At 74.0% G+C, this 18824-nt stretch carries 12 protein-coding genes and 1 pseudogene; 9 read left to right on the top strand and 4 right to left on the bottom strand.

Going from position 1 to position 18824, the window contains the following annotated elements:
* Positions 1-16 precede the first annotated feature (16 nt).
* Genes DCW30_RS17245 through DCW30_RS17235 form a run of 3 tightly spaced genes read left to right on the top strand, consistent with a single transcriptional unit; the run spans position 17 to position 4847 of the window.
* Entirely contained in the window at positions 17-3061 is a 3045-nt protein-coding gene (locus DCW30_RS17245) for a helix-turn-helix transcriptional regulator (RefSeq protein ID WP_123985637.1), read from the top strand.
* 55 nt (positions 3062-3116) lie between these two features.
* The gene (locus tag DCW30_RS17240; protein ID WP_079250250.1) at positions 3117-3977 is read left to right on the top strand and encodes an SAM-dependent methyltransferase; all 861 of its coding nucleotides are present in this window, start codon (positions 3117-3119) and stop codon (positions 3975-3977) included.
* Between the two features lie 51 nt (positions 3978-4028).
* Complete coding sequence (locus tag DCW30_RS17235; protein WP_076687677.1) at positions 4029-4847, top strand: methyltransferase domain-containing protein; 819 nt, start codon at positions 4029-4031, stop codon at positions 4845-4847.
* Positions 4848-4863: 16 nt separating this feature from the next.
* Here DCW30_RS17235 and DCW30_RS17230 read toward each other — a convergent pair whose 3' ends face one another.
* Positions 4864-5610, bottom strand: coding sequence for a class I SAM-dependent methyltransferase (locus tag DCW30_RS17230; protein ID WP_211825116.1), 747 nt, complete (start codon positions 5608-5610; stop codon positions 4864-4866).
* A gap of 238 nt (positions 5611-5848) precedes the next feature.
* On the opposite strand from DCW30_RS17230, the gene DCW30_RS17225 reads away from it, so the two are divergent.
* A complete protein-coding gene (locus DCW30_RS17225) occupies positions 5849-7159 on the top strand; it encodes a phthiocerol/phthiodiolone dimycocerosyl transferase family protein (protein WP_076687676.1) in 1311 nt (436 codons plus the stop codon).
* Positions 7156-8523 carry a cation:proton antiporter domain-containing protein gene (locus DCW30_RS17220; protein WP_076687675.1) on the top strand — a complete coding sequence of 456 codons (1368 nt, stop codon included), beginning with the start codon at positions 7156-7158 and terminating at the stop codon, positions 8521-8523. Before DCW30_RS17225 ends, DCW30_RS17220 begins: the two co-directional genes overlap by 4 nt.
* On the opposite strand, the pseudogene DCW30_RS17215 reads toward DCW30_RS17220, so the two are convergent.
* A pseudogene (locus DCW30_RS17215) lies at positions 8426-9942 on the bottom strand (MFS transporter). The gene DCW30_RS17220 and the pseudogene DCW30_RS17215 overlap by 98 nt on opposite strands.
* Before the next feature lie 164 nt (positions 9943-10106).
* A complete protein-coding gene (locus DCW30_RS17210; protein WP_062768770.1) occupies positions 10107-10457 on the bottom strand; it encodes a hypothetical protein in 351 nt (116 codons plus the stop codon).
* Positions 10458-10764: 307 nt separating this feature from the next.
* Between DCW30_RS17210 and DCW30_RS17205 the strand changes: the two genes are divergently transcribed.
* The gene (locus tag DCW30_RS17205; RefSeq protein ID WP_076687674.1) at positions 10765-11949 is read left to right on the top strand and encodes a S1 family peptidase; all 1185 of its coding nucleotides are present in this window, start codon (positions 10765-10767) and stop codon (positions 11947-11949) included.
* Positions 11950-12074: 125 nt separating this feature from the next.
* The gene (locus DCW30_RS17200) at positions 12075-13061 is read left to right on the top strand and encodes a helix-turn-helix domain-containing protein (RefSeq protein ID WP_232626584.1); all 987 of its coding nucleotides are present in this window, start codon (positions 12075-12077) and stop codon (positions 13059-13061) included.
* 32 nt (positions 13062-13093) lie between these two features.
* On the opposite strand, the gene DCW30_RS17195 is transcribed toward DCW30_RS17200, so the two are convergent.
* Complete coding sequence (locus tag DCW30_RS17195) at positions 13094-13483, bottom strand: hypothetical protein (RefSeq protein WP_076687673.1); 390 nt, start codon at positions 13481-13483, stop codon at positions 13094-13096.
* Between the two features lie 142 nt (positions 13484-13625).
* Between DCW30_RS17195 and DCW30_RS17190 the strand changes: the two genes are divergently transcribed.
* Both DCW30_RS17190 and DCW30_RS17185 read left to right on the top strand, forming a co-directional pair.
* On the top strand, positions 13626-14480 hold the full coding sequence (locus DCW30_RS17190) for an alpha/beta fold hydrolase (RefSeq protein WP_076687672.1): 855 nt from the start codon (positions 13626-13628) through the stop codon (positions 14478-14480).
* Between the two features lie 364 nt (positions 14481-14844).
* Positions 14845-18807, top strand: a complete 3963-nt coding sequence (locus DCW30_RS17185; protein ID WP_076687671.1) for a non-ribosomal peptide synthetase — start codon at positions 14845-14847, stop codon at positions 18805-18807.
* The last annotated feature ends 17 nt before the right edge of the window (positions 18808-18824 follow it).

The raw sequence follows: 18824 nt of genomic DNA, 5'->3' as shown, positions 1-18824 counted from the left end.
CACAAGGGGACCGCGGTTGCCATCACGTGTAGACACCCCCCACACCGACCCGACTCTCTCGTCCCGCTCGCTCCTCACCACCGCCGCTTTCATGCCGCTCCCCCGGCCGGGACCGCGTCTGCGCGGCCGGGAACAGCAGCGGGAGCGGTTGCTGCACCTGCTCGACACCACCCGTTCCGGACCCCGGCGCGGCGGTGTCGCCCTCGTCGAAGGAGTGGCAGGGGCCGGCCGCAGCAGACTCCTCGGTGACACGTGCGCGGTGGCGGCGCAGTGCGGGTTCTCCGTCGCGTACGCCGACGCCGACGAGGTCCGCCGCGCCGTCCCCCTGGCTCCCCTGATCGCCGCCCTGGACCTGCGCACCGACGTGGAGCACCCGCCCCTGGACCTGGCCGCCACCGCCGCCGGCCACTCCGCCTGGCTGATCGACCGGCTGCACACCTCGCTCGCGGAACGGCTGCGCCGCGGCCCCGTGGCCGTCGTGCTCGACGATCTCCAGTGGGCCGACACCACGACGCTGGCCGCCCTCGGCACTCTCGTGGCCCGGTGCGCGACGCAGCAGGTGGCCTGGGTGCTGGCCCGCCGCGCCGGGGAGGCGGAATCCCTGCCGGCCAAGCTGTTCGCGGCCCTCGGCGACGCCGAACGCTCGGAGCGGGTGCACCTGCCGCCGCTGGACGACCGTGCCGTGGCGGAGCTGGCCGCCGACCGGCTGTCGGCCGAACCCGCGCCCGAGCTGCTGGCCTGCGTCAAGGGCGCGGACGGCAACCCGGCGGCGCTCGTCGCGCTGCTCGACGGCCTGGTGGAGGAGCAGCGGGTACGCGTGGCCGAGGGGCGCGCCCGGCCGGCCGGGGACGTCCAGAACGGGCCGGTGCCGCGCCGCTTCGGCGTCCTGGTCCGCGACCGGGCCGCGGCCCTTCAGCCGGGCACCCGGCTGCTGCTGGACGTGGCCTGCGTCCTCGGCCATGCCGCCCTGCCCGAGGACATCGCGCAGATACTGGGTGGGACCACGGCCTCGGTGCTGCCCGCCCTGCAGGAGGCGCTGGACTCCCGGTTCCTGGTGTGCGAGGGCGACACCATCGCCTTCCGGCACGAACTGGTCAGGCAGGCGCTGCTCGCGACGCTGCCGGGGCCGCTGCGCGGGTCGCTGCACCGGCAGGCCGCGGACATGATCATCGGCAGGGACGGCGGTGTCCTGCCCGCCGCGGCCCACCTGGTGCACGGCGCACGCCGCGGGGACACCCGGGCCGTCACGGTGCTCTGTTCGGCGGCCACCGCGGTCGTGGCGACCGAGCCCCGCACGGCGGCCGAACTCGCCCAGCGCGCGTTGGAGATCACCGGTCCGCTGCACCCCGTACGGGCGAATCTGGTGCGCGTCGCGGTCGAGGCGCTGACCCGCTGCGGCCCCCTGCCCCGGGCGATCGCGCTGGCCGAGGAGTCCCTGGGCGGCGCTCTGCCGCAGGAGCAGGCCACCGTGCTGCGGTGCGAGCTTTCGGCGGCGCTGCTGCTCGCGGGCCGGGCCGCGCGGGCCGTGGCGGTGGCCGGGCCGCCCTCGCCCGGCGCCGCGGGGGCCGAAGGCCTCGCCGAGCGCATGGAACTGGGCCGGCTGCACGGCCTCGCCGACCTGGACGCGGCGGCCGCGGAGCGCGAGGCGCGGCAGGAGATGACGCGCCGGGGCGGTCCCTCCGCCGGGCTGCGGTGTGTGCTCGCCCGTTCGCACTGGCACGCGGGCCGGGTCGGCGAGGCGCTGCGGCAGGCCCGCGCGGCGGTCGCCTCGGCCGGCGAGGAGCGAGGCGTCTGCCGGCCGTTCGCGCCCCGCCTCGCGCTGGCCGCCATGCTCACCCACCTGCGGGAGACCACGGAGGCCACGGCTCTCCTCGACGTCCTGCGCGGCGAGATCGAGGCCGAGGGCTGGCCGGTGCTGTGCGGCGCCGCCAAGATCCTCGGGTCGTCGCTCGCCCTCGCCCAGGGCGCCCTGGCGGAAGCGGCGACCCAGGCCGCCGGAGGCCTCGCAGCCGCCGACGAGGCGGGCATGCCGCGGTACTCGCCGCTGGGGTGGCGCACTCTGGCCGAGGTCGCGCTGCGCCGAGGAGACCTCACCGCGGCCGACGAACACGTCGAGCGGTTGACGCGGACGGTCGCGGAGCAGGGGCTCGACGGCGCCGCGGCGACCGCCTCCCGGGCGGGCGCCGCGTGGATGGCGGCACAACTGGCGGCGGCGCGGCGGGACGTGGAGGGCCTGGACGCCGCGCTCGCCGCCGTCCACGCGGACCCGTACGCCCTGCGCTCCCTGCTCTGCGAGGAACCGGCGGCGGCCGCCTGGCTGGTGCGCACGGCGGCCGACCGGGGCGACGGGGAGCGGGCCGCCGAGACGGTGCGCGCGGCGCAACGGCTCGCCGCCGACAACGCCGACGTCCCTTCCCTGCTCGCCGCCGCCGCGCACGCGCAAGGGGTGCACCAGCGGGACGCGGACACGCTGCGGCGGGCGGTGCAGACGCACCGCGACCCGTGGTCCAGGGCCTCCGCCGCCGAGGATCTGGGGGCGCTGTGCGGGGCCGACCGCGCCGCCACGGTGATGGAGTTCGAGTGGGCCATGGCCAAGTACGCGCGCCTCGGCGCCGCACGCGACGAGGCGCGTGTACGGCGTCGGCTGCGCCGCCTCGGGGTGCGTCGGCGGCACTGGAAGCACGCGGACCGGCCCGCGTCCGGGTGGGCGAGCCTGACCGACACCGAACGCAGGGTCGCGGACCTGGTGGCCCAGGGCCTGACCAACCGTCAGGTGGCCACCCAGATGTTCCTGTCCTCCCACACCGTGGGCTTCCACCTGCGGCAGATCTACCGCAAGCTGCGGCTGCGCTCCCGCATCGACCTGGCGCGCACCCACCCGGGCGTCGACGACGGTCCGGGGCGGCACGTGACGGACCGTCCGGCGCCGCCGCCCGCCGACGCGGGCGCCCCCGCGGACACGGCGAGCCCGCGCGGCCCGGCCCCTCATGCCCCGAAGACGCCGCCCGGTCCCGCCCTGCCGGCCCCGGCTCACCCCGCCGACACTACGCAACCGCGCTGAAGGACCCGGCCGGCCTTGTTCCCCGCCCCGGGAGATTGCTTGCATACACGACGTGATGAACCAAGGCGTCGCACCGATCCCCGCCCCTGTCCGCCCCGGGCCGGCAGCGGCCGTCACCGACCCGCCGCCGGAGATCGACACCACGCTGCCCAGCCACGCGCGCGTCTGGAACCACTGGCTGGGCGGCATGCACAACTTCGCCGTGGACCGCGCCGCGGGCAACCGTCTGGCGGCGGACAACCCCGGCCTCGTGGAACGGGTGCGCACCACCCGGCACTTCCTCGCCCGCGCGGTGCGCCACCTGGCCCTCGACGAGGGCGTCCGGCAGTACCTCGACATCGGTTCGGGACTGCCCACCGCGGGCAACACCCATCAGATCGCCCGACAGGCCGCGCCCGGAGCACGCGTCGTGTACGTCGACAACGACCCGCGCGCCGTGGCCTACGCCCGCTCCCTCCTCGCCCCCACCGACCCGGAATCCGTCACCTGCCTCCTCGCCGATCTGCGGGAGCCCGACGCGCTCCTGACCGCCGCGTCGCGGACGCTCGACCTGTCGTCACCCGTCGCCCTCGTCCTCAGCGGCATCCTCGGCCATGTGTCCGCCTACGAGGAGGCGTGCGGGATCGTCGCGCGGCTGATGGCCGCGCTGCCCTCCGGCAGCTGCCTGCTCTCCCACGACGTGAGCGACACCGCCGGTGACTGGCGCACCATCCAGGCGCGGCACAACTCCACCGCCGACCTCGCCTACCGCCTGCGCACACCCGAGCAGATCGCCGGCTACTTCCAGGGCCTGCGCCTGGTCGACCCGGGAGTCGTCCCCCTCACCGCGTGGCGGCCCGACACCGACGACCCGTACTCCCGCGAGTGGGCCGGCCTCGTGGCCGACGTCGTGGGCGGGGTCGGCCGCAAGCCCTGAAGACCCGGCCCGTTCCACCGGTTCCCCCGCCCGCACCCCCGGAGGCCCGCCATGCACGCCACCCCCACCTGGGACCCCCAGCGACACCTCGACCACCCCGACCCGCGCACCCGCCCCTTCCACGACCTCCTGGCCCGCGTCCCCGAACTGCCGCGCAGGCCCGCGCGCATCATGGACCTCGGCTGCGGCGCCGGACGCGTCACGGCTCTCCTCGCCGCGCGCTGGCCGGACGCGCACATCACCGGGATCGACAGCTCGGCCGACAGCATCGCCGCCGCCGACGCGGTCGCGGGAGAGACGGCGCAGGGCGGACGCCTCCACTTCCGCCACGGCGACATCGGCCGCTGGGCCCCGGCCGAACCCTTCGACCTCGTCATCTCCAGCGCCGCCCTCCAGTGGGTGGTCGATCACCCCGACCGCTTCGAGGCGTGGGTGAGCGCCCTGACCCCCGGGGGCGTCTTCGCCTTCCAGGTCCCCGACAACACCGCGTCCCGCGCCCACGGCGCCCTGCGGGACCTGTGCGCGAGCCCGCGCTGGCAGGAGCGCCTGGGCACCGGGGTCCTTCCCGACCACCGGGTCCACGACCCGGCCGACTACCTCGGCCGGCTCGCCTCCCTCGGCTGCGCGGTGGACGCCTGGGAGTCGACGTACGCCCATGTCCTGCCGGGCGATGATCCCTTCGCGGACTGGACCACGGGGACGGGGATGCTGCCGCTGCTGAGCGCCCTCGCGGACGAACCCGGGGCCGCGGAGGACTTCCTCGCCGCCTACCGCGAGCGCCTGGCGCAGGTGTACCCCGCCACCGCGTACGGCACGGTCTTCCGGTTCCGCCGCGTCTTCGTCGTGGCCCGCAAGGACGGTGCCGTGTGACGGCGTCCGCGGCGGTTCAGCGGCGGACCGCGTGCAGGTACCAGCCCGGTCCGACGATCCTGCCCTGGTCGTCGACCGCCACCCGCTCCCTGTCGATCGTCACGCCCAGCCGGCGGAAGTCGGCGATGTCCTCGTCGCTGAGGGCGTCGGGGACCACCGCCGTGGTCAGGCTCGTGCGCCTGACCTCCCTGATGTCCCAGTGCGCGCCGACGATGGCGCGGAGGTTGTCCTCGCTCACCACCATGGGCTGCTGCACGCCGGGGGTCCCCGCCGCCCAGCACACCAGATGCAACTGGGCGCCGGGACGGGTGACCCGGCGCAGCGCGGCGAGGTAACGGTGCCGTTCGTCGTCGCCGAGGCAGTGGTACAGCGCGCTGTCGAGGACGGTGGCGAAGCGCCGCCCCGCCAGTTCCTCCAGCCGCGTGGCGTCCGCCTCCACGAACTCCACGTCCACCCCCGCCGTCGCGGCGCGCTCCCTGGCGATCCCGAGCACGGCGGGCGAACTGTCGAACGCGGTGACCCGGCGGCCCCGCAGAGCGAGCATGATCGCGTTGTCCCCCGGCCCGCAGCCCGCGTCGAGGACCGGGTCGTGGAAGTCCACGGTCTGCTCCAGCTCGACGACCGCCGGCTGTGGCTCACCGATGTCCCAGGGCACTTTCGGATAGGGCGCCTCCGCGCCCGCCACGATCGGCTGCCCGAGGTAGAAGGCCTCGTAATCGACGTTCTCCTTGGGGAGCAGCATTTCGGCCGGCTCTTCCGCCATGGTTTTCCCTTCGATTCGGCGGTGGGACAGCGACCATCGTGCGCCCGGGACGTCGCGGCCGGTAGTCATTCCGGTGTCCTCGGCGCCATGTCTACGCGACCGCGCGGCATGGGCCCCGTGCCACCGGCTCACGTCGCGAGAGAACGCGCCATATCCCGTCGCCGCGCGGGTCGTTCGGGGGATGCGCCGCCGAGTGCGGTCACGGGAAGGTCAGCGGCATCTCGTCAAAGGTGGGGAAATGGAACGTTGCCTGTCCGGCCACGAGGCCATGATGATCGCCGGTGACATGCGCGTGGTCACCGTCTGGGAGCTGCGGGGGGACATCGACGCCCGAGCGCTCCGCGGCGCGCTCGGACACCTCGTCCGCCGCTATCCCGTCCTGGGCGGACGACTGTCCCTCCAGGGCGAGAACGCGTACGTACGCCTCACGGACGGCGAGGGCCCCGCCGTCCGGCTCGACCGGGCCACGGACCTGGGGCAGGAGCTGAACGCCGCCACGAACTGGTCCCAGGGCCCCCTGCTGCGCATGGCCCTGATCACGCGGGAGGGGACGCGTGACACACCGGGTCGGACGCACCGGCTCGTCACCACACTGCCGCGGGCCTGCGTGGACGGCACCAGCGTCATCGCCCTGCACCAGGCGTTCTGGTCCCTGTACGCCGACGTCTGCTCGGGGCGGCCGGTCACCACGGAGCCGGTCCAGCCGGTCCTGGCCCCGGCGATCGAGGAGGCGTTCCACCACAAGTACGCGCCGGACGAACTGCGGGAGTACGTGACGCGGCGGGCGGCGACCGATGCCCGTGTCCCCCCGGCCCGCCTGCCCTCGCCGGCGTCGGAGGGTCCGGGGCCGGGACCCGACATGACGTTCGGGGCCGCCCGCGTCAGCGTGGACGCGGCCCGCACCGCCGCGCTCGTGGACATCGCCCACCGTCACGCGCTGTCCGTCAACTCCCTATTGTGTGGGCTGTTCACGGCCGCCGTACGGCCCGCGCTCACACCCGCCCGCGGGCCCGTCCCCGTGTGCTGCGGCGTGGCGGTGGACATGCGCAGGAGGGTGACGCCGCCCATTCCCGAGGAGGTGCTGCAGTCCGCGGCCTCCGGCATGCCGGTCCGGCTCGCCGTCGACGTCCCCGCGGACCCGCTCGCCCTGGGCCGCGAGCTGTCGCGGTCCGTGCGCGAGGGCCTCGCCGGGGGCGTCCCCGAACGGGAGCTGGCGGCCTTCCCGTACATGGCGCGGCAGTGCCCGCCGACCTTCTTCGTCACCAACCTCGGCAGGATCGCCGTGCCGTCCCTGCCGGACGGCCTCGTGGCCACGGGGCTCCGGGTCCTGCCGATGTCCCGCATCCCCACGCTCTTCGTGGTGGTCACCCGCTTCGGCGACGGTCTGCACATCGACCTGCCGATCAGCCGCGCCTGGTACACCGACGCACAGGTCGACGACCTCGCGTCGCGGACGCACGGCGTCGTCGACGAGGTCGTCGCGGCGCACGCCACCCCGGCCGCCGGACCGCCTGCGGCAGGTGCCGGAGGCCGCGGGGCGACGCCATGACCACTGCGGCGCTGCATTCACCCGCCACGGCGGCCGACCTGACGTTCGCCATGGTCGGCGTCGGCCTGGCCGTCATGCTGCTGACCTGTGCCGCGCTGAAACGGCTCGCGCGGCCACTGCGCCAGCCGGCCGTCATGGCCGAGATCGCGGCGGGCATCGCCCTCGGCCCGAGCCTGCTCGGGCTGCTGCCCGGCGACCCCGACCGGATCCTGTTCCCCGAGGAGACCCGACCGCTGCTGTCCGCCGTCGCCCAGGTGGGCCTGCTGCTGTTCATGTTCCTCCTCGGCTGGCACACCGACCCCGTGCTGCTGCGCACCAGCGCCCGTCACGCGGCGTCGGTCTCGCTGTGCGCCCTCACCCTGTCCTTCGGATGCGGCGTCGCGCTGGCCGCCGTCCTCTACGGCCACCACCCGCCGCCCGCCGGGGAGCACATCGGCTTCGGGGTGTTCGCGCTGTTCCTCGGCACGGCGCTGGCCATCACCGCGTTCCCCGTGCTCGCCAGGATCCTCGACGAGAAGGGGCTCACGGGCACCCCCGTCGGGAGCGTCGCGCTGGCCGCCGCCGCCGCGGACGACGTGCTGGCCTGGTGCCTGCTCGCCCTGTGCACCGCACTCGCCACGGCGGGCCACCCCTCGGAAGCCGCGCAGACCCTCGTCCTCGCGGTCGCCTTCGTGTGCCTGCTCGCCGTGCTCGTACGGCCGTTGCTCGCGGTGGCCGTGCGCCGGGCGGCCGCTCGCGGATCGCGGGGAGAGCTGCTGGCCGTCGTCACCGCGGGGCTCTTCCTCTGCTCGTACGCCACGACCTGGATCGGCATCCACGCGATCTTCGGCGCGTTCGCCTTCGGTGTCATCATGCCGCGTGAGTCCGCCGACGCCCTGACGGCGTCGGTGCGGTCCTCGCTGGAGCAGTCGTCCGCGCTCCTGCTGCCCGTCTTCTTCGTCGTCACCGGCATCCACGTGGACCTCGGGGCGCTCACCGGGCGCGGCTGGCTCGAACTGGCCGCCATGGTGGCGCTGGCCTGCGCGGGCAAGCTGGTGGGCACGGCGGTCCCCGCGCTCCTCGGGGGGATGGGCCGGCGGGACACGGTGACGCTCAGCCTGCTGATGAACACCCGCGGGCTGACCGAGATCGTGGTGCTCTCCGCCGGCCGGAGTCTCGGCGTCATCGACGGGCGGATCTTCACCATGGGCGTGCTGATGGCGCTGATCACGACCGTGCCCGGCGGCTTCGTACGGGACGGCCGCGGCACTCCGCGGACCTCGGGCCCTACGAAGGACCGGCCTCGCGGACCGGTGTCCGACGGTGGCCGTCGCCGCCCTCGTCCGCCGACCGCACGGCGGTGGTACGGGGCCGGTGGTCGATGAGCGCGGCGGCGGCCACGCCCACCACCGCGAGGATGCCCGCCGCGCACCACATGGCCGTGGAGTAGCCGTGGACCGTCGCGCGCGCCGTGGCCGTAAGGGCGGTGGCGGGGTCGAGGGGAGGGTGCTCGCGCAGGTGGGCGGCGGTGGCGGTGGCGGCGACGGTGTTGAGCAGGGCGGTGCCGACGGCGCAGCCGATCTGCTGGGCGGTGGTGACCATGGCCGAGGCGACACCGGCGTCGCGCGGCGTGACGGCGTGGGTCGCCAGACCGACGGCGGGCATCAGGACGGTGCCGAGGCCGAGGCCCATGACGAACATGCCGGGCAGGACGACGGTGGTGTAGGAGCCGGTCGGGGTGATCTGGGCGAGGACGACGAGCCCCGAGGCCCCGACCAGGAACCCCGCCGTGATCAGCGGCCGGGCCGGAACGAGCGGCGCCAGACGGGTGCCGATCAGGGTCGCGCCGATCATGATGCCGACGGTCAGCGGCAGAAAGGCCGCTCCGCACACCAACGGGCTGAAGCCCAGGTCGCGTTGGAGGTAGAAGGTGAGGAAGAGGAACAGCCCGAACATGCCGACGAAGACGACGGCGAGACAGAGGTAGGCGCCGCCCCGGTTGCGGTCGAGGACCATGCGCAGCGGCAGCAGCGGTTCCGGCACCCGGGCTTCGAGCACGACGAACACGGCGAGGAGCACGACGGCGCCGCCCAGCAGGGACAGGGTCACCGGCGCGGCCAGCCGTCCGACTCCGCCCTGGTCAGGCCGTAGACGAGGCACACCAGGCCGCCGGTGGCGAGGACGGCGCCCGGGAGGTCGAGGCGGCGGCCACGGCGGCCGGGCCCCCGCTCGTCGGCGACGTAGCGGACCCCCAGGGCGGCGACGGCCGAGAAGGCGATGTTGATGAGCAGGGTCCAGCGCCAGGTCAGGTACTCCGTCAGGACGCCGCCGAGCAGCAGCCCGATGGCCGCTCCGGCGCCCGCGATGGCCCCGTAGACGCCGAACGCCTTGGCGCGCTCGTCGGCCCGGGTGAACATCACCGACAGCAGGGACAGCGCGGCCGGCGCCAACAGCGCGGCGAAGGCGCCCTGGACGGCACGGGACCCCATGAGCATGGCGGTGTTCACGGCCGCGCCGCCCACGGCGGAGGCGGCGGCGAATCCGACGGCGCCCAGGAGGAAGGCGTGCCTGCGGTTCCACAGGTCCGCGACGCGCCCGCCGAACAGGAGGAGTCCGCCGAACGCGAGGGCGTAGGCGGTGACCACCCACTGCCGGTCGGCGTCCGAGAAGTGCAGATCCTGCTGGGCGGAGGGAAGGGCGATGTTCACGATGGTGCCGTCGAGCACGACCATCAGCTCGGCGAGACAGATGAACACCAGGGCTTTCCACCGCCGGGGATCGGGCTCGGCTGCCACGGAGACCATGCGGTTCCGCCTTTCCGGGGTGACGGGAACAGACCTGCGGAACCCGGCGGAGAGTCGTGCCCGCCCTGTTGCCGCTCGCGGTCCTGCCCACCCGGCCGCTCGACGAGACGTGTCCGGCCGCCGCTTCCCCAGAACGAGTGACGGAGAGTCACCCGCCCCCCTGGTCAGTCGCCCTGCGCCCAGGCGGCCACCGGAAGCGACAGGTAGACGCCGAAGTCGTCGAGGCCGGTCGCGGTGCGGATGTCCTCGTGCAGGCGGTCCACCCGCTCCTGCCGGTCGGCGGCCCTGCTCTCGAAGTACTTGGACCGCACCTCGATCACCACGTCGAGCCCGCAGCGGTCGAGCGGCCCCAGACCGCGGAAGCGGATCTCGACGTCTCCCGGCTGGAGATCTCCGTCGTACGGTTCCTCGGGGCATTCCACGGCGACGGACACGAGGTGCGGCAGCACCGAACCCAGTTCCCGGAGCTTCGATTCGGGGACGTCCGGGGCGTGGGTGACTTCTACGAGTGGCATGGGGTCACCCTACGAATACCGTCGGCGTCCGCGCCACGGACGGTCGGCGCCACGGGAGCGCGCCTCGGCGAGCGGCCCTTCGCGGTAAACAGATTCAAAGGAACTCTGTTAAAAACCTCCCCGGTCGCGAACCTTGATGAGCCTCCGGCCGATGGGCGAAAGTCGGGGCGCGGCGAAGCCCCCACTTTCGCCGCCAGGCAAAGGCCCGCCTTCACGGGAAACGCACCCACATCCCCGTCCCTGGAACATCGCTGTCCCGGGACGCAGGAATGACGTGGCCGCTGCCTGCTACCGGAAGGAAACAAGAGTGCGTATTTCGCATAAGTCCGCCCTGATCGCCGCTGCCGGAGCCCTGCTCTCGGTCACCGCCGTGACCGCCCAGGCCCAGGCGAGCGAGGCCGCCCCGAAGTACCAGCCGGAGATGGTGCGGGCGCTCGCCGATTCGCTCGGCGTCAGCGAGAAGGCCGCCGCGGAACGGCTCGACGAGCAGGACGCGCAGCAGAGACGGCTCGCGGGGCTGGCCGAGGACGGCATATCCGGCGACGGCGCCTTCTTCACCGCCGGCGGCGAGCTGACCGTCAACGCCGGTGACGCCGCCGAGGCCAGGAAGATCGAGAAGAGCGGTCTCGACGCCCGGGTCCCCGCCCGCGGCCAGGCCGAGCTGGAGAAGATCAAGGCGAAGCTGGACACCCTCGCCGCCAAGCGCGTCCCCGGCGGCGTCTCCTCGTGGCGCGTCGACCTCGCGTCGGACACGGTCACGGTCGAGGTCAACAGCGGGCGGGGGGCGGCCACCAAGGCGTTCCTGGCCGAGGCGGCGAAGCACGGCAAGGCCGTCAAGATCGTCAAGGGCCAGGAGAAGCTCACCCCGCAGGCCGTGATCTACCCGGGCAGCCGGATGACCTACAACGGCTACCTGTGTTCCGTGGGTTACGGCGCCCACGACAGGAACGGCAAGCAGTTCCTGGTCACCGCGGGCCACTGCGTGGAGGACCTGCCCGTCCTGTCGTACAACAACGTGCGCTTCGCCAAGGCCACGCACACCCGGTTCGCGGTCGGCACGCGCAGCGTAGACATGGGCGTCGCGGCCGTCGACTCCGGCAACTCCATCGCCACCAGCGTCGGCACCTGGGGCAACAGCAGCCCGGTCGCCGTCCAGGGCAGCCGCAGGGCCGCGTCGGGCGCCGCGCTCTGCAAGTCCGGCCAGACCACCGGCTGGACCTGCGGCACGGTCCGCTCGTACAACGTCAGCGTGACCTACACCGACCAGAACGGCGGCCCCGACACCGTCGTCTCCGGCCTCGCCAGCTCCACGGTCTGCACCGAGGGCGGCGACAGCGGTGGCGCCTACATCTCCGGCAACCAGGCGCAGGGCATGACCTCCGGCGGCCCCATCGGCCAGCAGTGCTCCGGGGTGAACTCGGGCGGTTCCTCCTACTTCCAGCCGCTCGATGACGCGCTCAACTACTACGGCCTGACACTGAACACCAACTGACCCCTTTCGTCCCGGGTCACAGGGGCCGTCCACCGGTTACGGTGAACGGCCCCTGCTCGGCGTATGGGTGCGGGCAGACCGGCCCGCCGTGGAACGGCGCCCATACGCCCCCATCGAGAGAAATCATGACGAACGACCTTTTCGCCTCGGGCCCGAACGGGCTCGACGGCCGCGGAGACCACCACGACCTCAGCAGCGCCGGCCTGCGGGGCCTCGACCCGCGTGACCCGGAGGCGACCTTCGCCGACGTCCTGCGCCGGGCGCTGCGGCAGCGCGGCCTCTCCCTGGAGCGGATATGCGACCGCCTCCACGCGCAGGGGATCAGCGTCAGCCCCGCCACGCTCAGCCACTGGCAGCGGGGCCGCAGCCAGCCCGAGCGGCCCCAGTCGCTGCGGGCCATCGACGCCTTGGAGCCGATGCTCGGACTGCTGCCGGGCACCCTGCGCTCCCTGCTGGGACCGCACCGGCCCCGCGGCCGGGCGCTGCCGCACGACCCGGCCGCCGTCCGCGGTGTCTACGGCGAGAGGTCCGACCTCGAACAGGCCCTGGGCGAGGCGTTCCCCTACTTCAACTCCGACACCCAGGCCCTGGTCACCCACGAGACGGTGACGCTGGACGAGCACCGTGCCATCCGTGAGATCACGGTGACGACCGTGCTGCGGGCCGTCCGGGACGGCGCCCGGCAGCTCACCGTGGTCCACTTCCTCGACGCGCCGCCGGACGACGCCGTCGACGTCGTCGTGCGCTCGGGCGAGCTGGCCGACCGGCGCTTCCTGCCCGAACTGCGCAGCGTGCTCGCGGACATCTCCTTCGGCCGCCCGCTGGCCCGCAACGACACTGCGGTGGTCGAGTACACCGTTCACGTCGGCCCGTCGCTCACGACCTCCTACTGCCACGAGCGCCGCATCCGCGAATCCCTCCGGACCTACCTGCTGCACGTGCGCTTCCACCCGCTGGCCACTCCGGCGAGCTGCCACTACTTCTACCGCGAACGCCTCGACGGCGAGGCCCGGCAGCGCCACCGCGTGCTCCTGGACACGTCCCACACCGCCCACCTGCTCCCCGCCAAGTGCCCGCCGGGCGTCTATGGACTCGAATGGCAGTGGGACTGACCTTCACGAGGGGCCCGCGACCGACCCGGCCGTCAGGAGTGGCGCGCGGACGCCGCCTCCAGCAGCGTCCAGCCGTCGATCTCCGTCGCCCGCCGGTCGTCCGGCCACCGGCCGCCGGCCAGCGCCTCGTCGAGCAGGGCCCGCACGGCGCCCGGTTCGTGCAGGTTCAGGGAGCCGCCACGGACGAACCCCACGTCGCCGGAACCGAACGGAGCGCCGCCGGGCACATAGCGGCCGGGGGCCTCGGCGAAGACGATGCGCAGCGGGCCGCCGGAACCGTCCGCCTGCGGATAAAGCGTCAGGGTCTCCCGGCAGTCCTCGGACCGGCCGCTTGCACCCAGGCGATGGTGGTGGCGGAGCGTCCACAGATACGTCCGCCCGTCGGCGACGAGCCGGCGGGGCTTTCGCGATTTCCGGGGCACGGCGCCAAGCGTACGCGGCCGGACCCGCCCGGCGCCGTCTCCCGACCGCCCTCACCGCCTGGCGGCACATGGTTCCTGATGGCCCCGACGATGATCGTAAACCGGTGTTCGAACGCGTACGGGCGCTCTACAGTGACCCCCGATGACACTCCTACACACCCATGATTTTGGGGGCGACGGCCCCCAGTTGGTCCTCCTGCACGGTTTCTCGCGGTCGGTCGCCGACTGGGACACCGCATCCGCCCTCCTCACCCCCGACCACCGGGTCCTCGGCCTCGACCTCCCCGGACACGGCCGCTCCCCCGACATCTCCCCTTGGACCCTGTCCACGGCGGTACGGCTCATCGCGGACACCCTCGACGCGCACGGCGTGTCCGAGGCCGTCGTGGTGGGCCACTCGCTCGGCGGGCTGACCGCGGTCGAGTTCGCCCGTGCGTACCCGGCCCGCACCCGTGCCGCCGTGAACCTGGACGGCTTCTGGTGGGGCCCCGAAGAGCCGGGCGCGGCACGCGTGAACGAGGGGCTGTCGGCGGTGGCCGGGGCCGTCGCGCCCGCCGGGCACATCGAACAGAAGGTCGCCGACGTCGTACGGCTCGGCGTCCCCGCCGACCTCGCGGAGACCGCCGCCCGTGCCGCCGCCCGCCCGCTGCCGGACCGCACGTGGCAGACGCTGCCGGAACGGGCGGCGGCGCTGCAGCTCTTCGACGAACTCCGGAGGGTCGGCGCGCTCGGCGTCACCGGGTGGCTCACCGGTATCGAACCTCCGCTGCTCCTGGCCCAGGCGGGCCGGCAGCTGCCGCCCGCGCCCGGCATGGAGTGGTTCAGCGAGTTCACCGACCGGTTCGCGCGAGGGGTCACCGAGGAGCTGGCCGCGCTCACCCGCGCCCGGCCCACCGTCACGGTCGCCCGGGTCGAGGCCACCCACATCATGCACATGGAGGTGCCGGAGGCGGTGGCGAAGCTGGTGGCCGAGTACGTGCGGGGGCTGCCGGACTGACGCGACCGCCGCGCGCGACCGTGGCGGGCGCGGCGGAAAACCGGGCGGGGCGGACATGCTGTCCCGCCCCGCCCCCTTTCCCTCCCTTTTCCGTCCCTTTTCCGTCCCGCCCCGGCGCGTCTCCCCTGCGCGCCGCACCGCCGTCGACACCGTCCGGAAAGGCCGCCTTCCGTAAGCAGGTTGCCTGATAACCGACACTTCGCCGAGTGCGGCTCGTTGCCCTCTATGGCACATGACCGGATGACCGCCCCGTGCCGAGGGGCGGCGGTGTGAGCGTGCCGAGAGCCGGCGCGAGCGGGCGGTGGCCCTGGCCGTGAGGGAAGTTGACGCGAGAATGGACAGTAGGTTCGACGGTGGCCGCGGGATGCCGCTGAGCGCTGCGCAGACGGGCATGTGGTTCGCCCAGGCCCTTGATCCACGGAGCCCCGCTTTCCGGGCGGCCGAAGTGGTGGAGATCCAGGGCCCGGTGGACGCGGGCGTACTGGAGCGGGCGCTGCGCGAGGCCCTCACCGACGCGGAGGGGCTGCGCGCGCGGTTCGTGACCGACGACGGCGGTGAGGTGCGGCAGATCGTCGAGCCGCTGCGCGACTGGCGGTTGCCGGAAATCGACCTGCGGGGCGAGGACGACCCCACCGCGGCCGCGTACGCGTGGATGCGGGCGGAGCTCGACCGGCCCGTCGACCTCGGCCGCACGCCCACGGCGGTCTTCACGGCCCTCCGGACGGCAGAGGACCGGTGCCTGCTGTACCTCGCCATGCACCACATCACCCTGGACGGCTACGGCGCGGCCCTGTTCATCCAGCGGATCGCCGAGGTCTACACCGCCCTGGACGCCGGGGAGCCCGTGCCGCCGCGCCGCATGGGCACCCTGAGCCAGGTGCTCGCGGACGAGGCCGATTACCACGCCTCGGAGCGGTTCGCGCGCGACCGGGAGTACTGGGCGGCGGAGCTGGCCGACTGGCCGTCCCGGCCGGACTCCGCGCACGAGGTGCCGGACATCCCGCGCGGCTTCGTCCGCGCCACCGGCCACCTCGACGCCGCGGCGACCGACGGGCTGCGGGCCCGGGCCCGCGGAGCGCGTACGGGTCTCGCGACGGCGGCGATGACGGCCCTGTCCCTGTACGTGCACCGGTTCAGCGGCCGCGACCAGGTGACGCTGGACCTGACGGTGACCGGACGCGGCGCGGCGGCGCGCGACGTGCCGACGATGCTCGCCAACATCCTGCCCCTGCGCGTGCGGGTCGACGAGCGAAGCACCCTGGACGACCTGCTGCGCCACACCGTCGACAAGGCCAAGGGAGTGCTGCGCCACCAGCGTTACCCCTACGGGTACATGGCGCGCGAGCTGAAGATCGCCCGGCGTCCCGAGGGCTTCGCGGACGACTGGGGCATCAACATCATGACCCACGACAAGGAGTTGTCCTTCGGCGCGTACGCGGCGGTGCTGCACAACCTCTCCAACGGACCTGTCACGGGTCTGGGCGTGAACGTCTACGACCGGCCCGCCGACGGCTCGCTGCGCATCGACTTCCAGGCCGACCCCGCGCTGTACTCCGCCGCCGACGTCACCGCCCACCACCGGCGCTTCATGGCCCTGCTGCGGACGCTGTCACGGGCCGAACCGCTGGTGCCCCTCAAGGACATCGAGGTCCTGCCCGCCGAGGAGCGCGCCCGCCTGCTGAGCGCGGCGAAGGGCGACGAACACCCCGTCCCCGCCACGACGCTGCCGGAGCTGTTCGAGGCCCATGCCCGCCGAACGCCGGCCGAGACGGCCCTGGTCTGCGGCGGGACGGAGCTGACCTTCGGGGAACTCAACGCCCGCGCCAACCGCCTCGCGCACCTGCTGCTCGCGCGGGGCGCCGCCCCCGAGACGTACGTGGCGGTGCTGCTGCCCCGTACGGCCGACTACGTGGTCGCCCTGCTCGCCGTCCTCAAGACGGGCGCGGCCTGCGTCCCGCTGGACCCGGGGCACCCGGCGGAGCGCATCCGCGCGATGGTGGCCGACGCCCGCCCGCTGTACGTGATCACCGCCTCCGCCGAGGCCCCGCGGCTCGCCCGCGCCACGCCCGCGGTGGTGCTCGACGACGAGGCGACGGTCCTCGGTCTCGGACGCCGGCCGGAGACCGACCCCCGGGCCCCGCACCAGCCGTCGGCCTCGGGGGCGGGACATCCCGCGTACGTCAGTTTCACCTCGGGCACCTCGGGGCGGCCCAAGGGGGTGGTCGTCGAGCACCGCCAGCTGACCAACCTCTTCTTCGACCACGAGCGCGACCTGATCGCGCCGGGCGTCGCCGCGGCGGGGCGCCGGCTGCGGGCCGCGCTCACCGCCTCGTTCTCGTTCGACACGGCGTGGGTGGGGCTGCTCTTCCTGGCCGCCGGTCAGGAACTGCACCTCATCGAGGAGCCGGTGCGGCTCGACCCCGCCGCCCTCGTCGCCGGCGTCCGCGAGCGGCGCGTCGACTTCCTCGACCTCACGCCCTCGTTCCTCCGCCGGCTCCTCGCCGCCGGCCTGGTCGACGGTGAGGGCCACCATCCGCGGATGGTGATGGTCGGCGGCGAGGCCATCGACGCCGACCTGTGGCAGCGGCTGCGGTCCTGCCCCTCGACCGTCTTCCACAACTACTACGGGCCCACCGAATGCACCGTGGACGCGGTGTACCGCCGCATCGGGAAGGACGCGGAGCGCCCGGTCATCGGGCGTCCCGGCCACAACGTGCGGGCCTACGTGCTCGATCGCGCGCTGCGGCCCGTCCCGGCGACGGTGCCGGGTGAGCTGTATCTGGCCGGCGCACAGGTCACCCGGGGCTATCTCGGGAGGCCCGACCTGACCGCCGAGCGGTTCGTCGCCGACCCCTTCGGCGCGGCCGGGTCCCGCATGTACCGCACCGGTGATCTGGTGCGCCTGACGCACGAGGGCGATCTCGAGTACCTCGGCCGCAACGACCAGCAGGTCAAGGTGCGGGGCGTGCGCGTCGAACTGCCGGAGATCGAGGCCGTCCTCGCCGGTCATCCCGACATCGCCCACGCCGCCGTGACCGTGCACGAGACGGGTCATGGCGCCCGCGCCACGCAGACCCTGACGGCGCACGTCGTGGCCGCCGAGAGCCTCGCCGCCGGCGCCGGCGCCCCGCTGGAAGCCGTCGACCTGCGGTCCTGGGCCTCGGCCCGGCTCCCCTCCCCCATGGTGCCCTCCCGGTTCGTCGTGCACCGGGCGCTGCCGCTGACCGTCCAGGGCAAACTGGACCGCGCCGCCCTCGCCGCCGCGACGGCTCCCGTGGCCCCGGTCGGCGGCCGGCCGGCGGGGAGCCCGCTGGAAAAGGAGCTGTGCGGCATCTTCTGCGACGTGCTCGACGTGCCGGACGTCAGCGTCGACGACGACTTCTTCGCCCTGGGCGGCCACTCGCTGCTCGCCGCGCAGCTCACCGCCCGTGTCCGCGCCGACCTGGGGACCGAGCTGCCGCTCGGCGCGCTGTACCAGGCGCCCACGGTCCTCTCCCTGGCCAGGCTCCTGGAGGCCGACACTCAGCGGGACGCCTTCGAGGTCCTACTGCCGCTGCGCACCACCGGCGCCCGCCCGCCGCTGTTCTGCGTGCACCCGGCGGGCGGCCTCGGCTGGTGCTACGCGACCCTGCCGCCGCATCTGCCGGCAGACGTCCCGGTGTACGCGATCCAGGCCCGCGGGCTGCGCGGCACCGAACAGCCCGCGGCGTCCTTCCGCGAGATGATCACCGACTACACCCGGCACATCCGCTCGGTCCAGCGCAGCGGCCCCTACCACCTGCTCGGCTGGTCCCTCGGCGGAGCGCTGGCCCATGCGATCGCGGTCCAGCTGCAGAGAGAGGGCGAGCGGGTGGACCTGCTGGCCATGCTCGACGCCCAGCCCATCGACCCCTCGGACCGGCTGCGCGTCGAGCAGGACTCACGGCGCACCACGGACCTCCTCCTCGAAGCCGCCGGGCAGCTGCCCCGCCGGGGCGGCTCCGGGCGGGACGCCCTGCCCTCCGAGGCGCTTCGGGCGTCGTACGCCGAGCACGCGCTCGACGAGACCCACCTCAAGGCGGCCACGGCGCTGATCAGCCACCACGCCACCCTGCTGCCAACCTTCACCGAGGGTGTCTTCGACGGCGACCTGGTCTACTTCCACGCCACCCGCGGGAAGCCCGACACCGCCCCCACGGGCCGCGCCTGGCAGCCCTGGGTCACCGGCCGCATCACGTCCCACGACACCGCCTGCACCCACCACGCCATGACCCAGGCGGAGAACATCGCCCTGACCGGCACCGTCCTCACCGACCGCCTGCTGCCCCGCCCCCGCCGCGACGCGTGACAGTGACGCCCGGGAAT

Source organism: Streptomyces alfalfae, assembly GCF_004127445.1.
GTDB classification, from domain to species: Bacteria; Actinomycetota; Actinomycetes; order Streptomycetales; family Streptomycetaceae; genus Streptomyces; species Streptomyces alfalfae.
The sequence above is the reverse complement of the archived record's forward strand: the minus strand, read 5'-3'. Positions and strand labels throughout refer to the sequence as shown.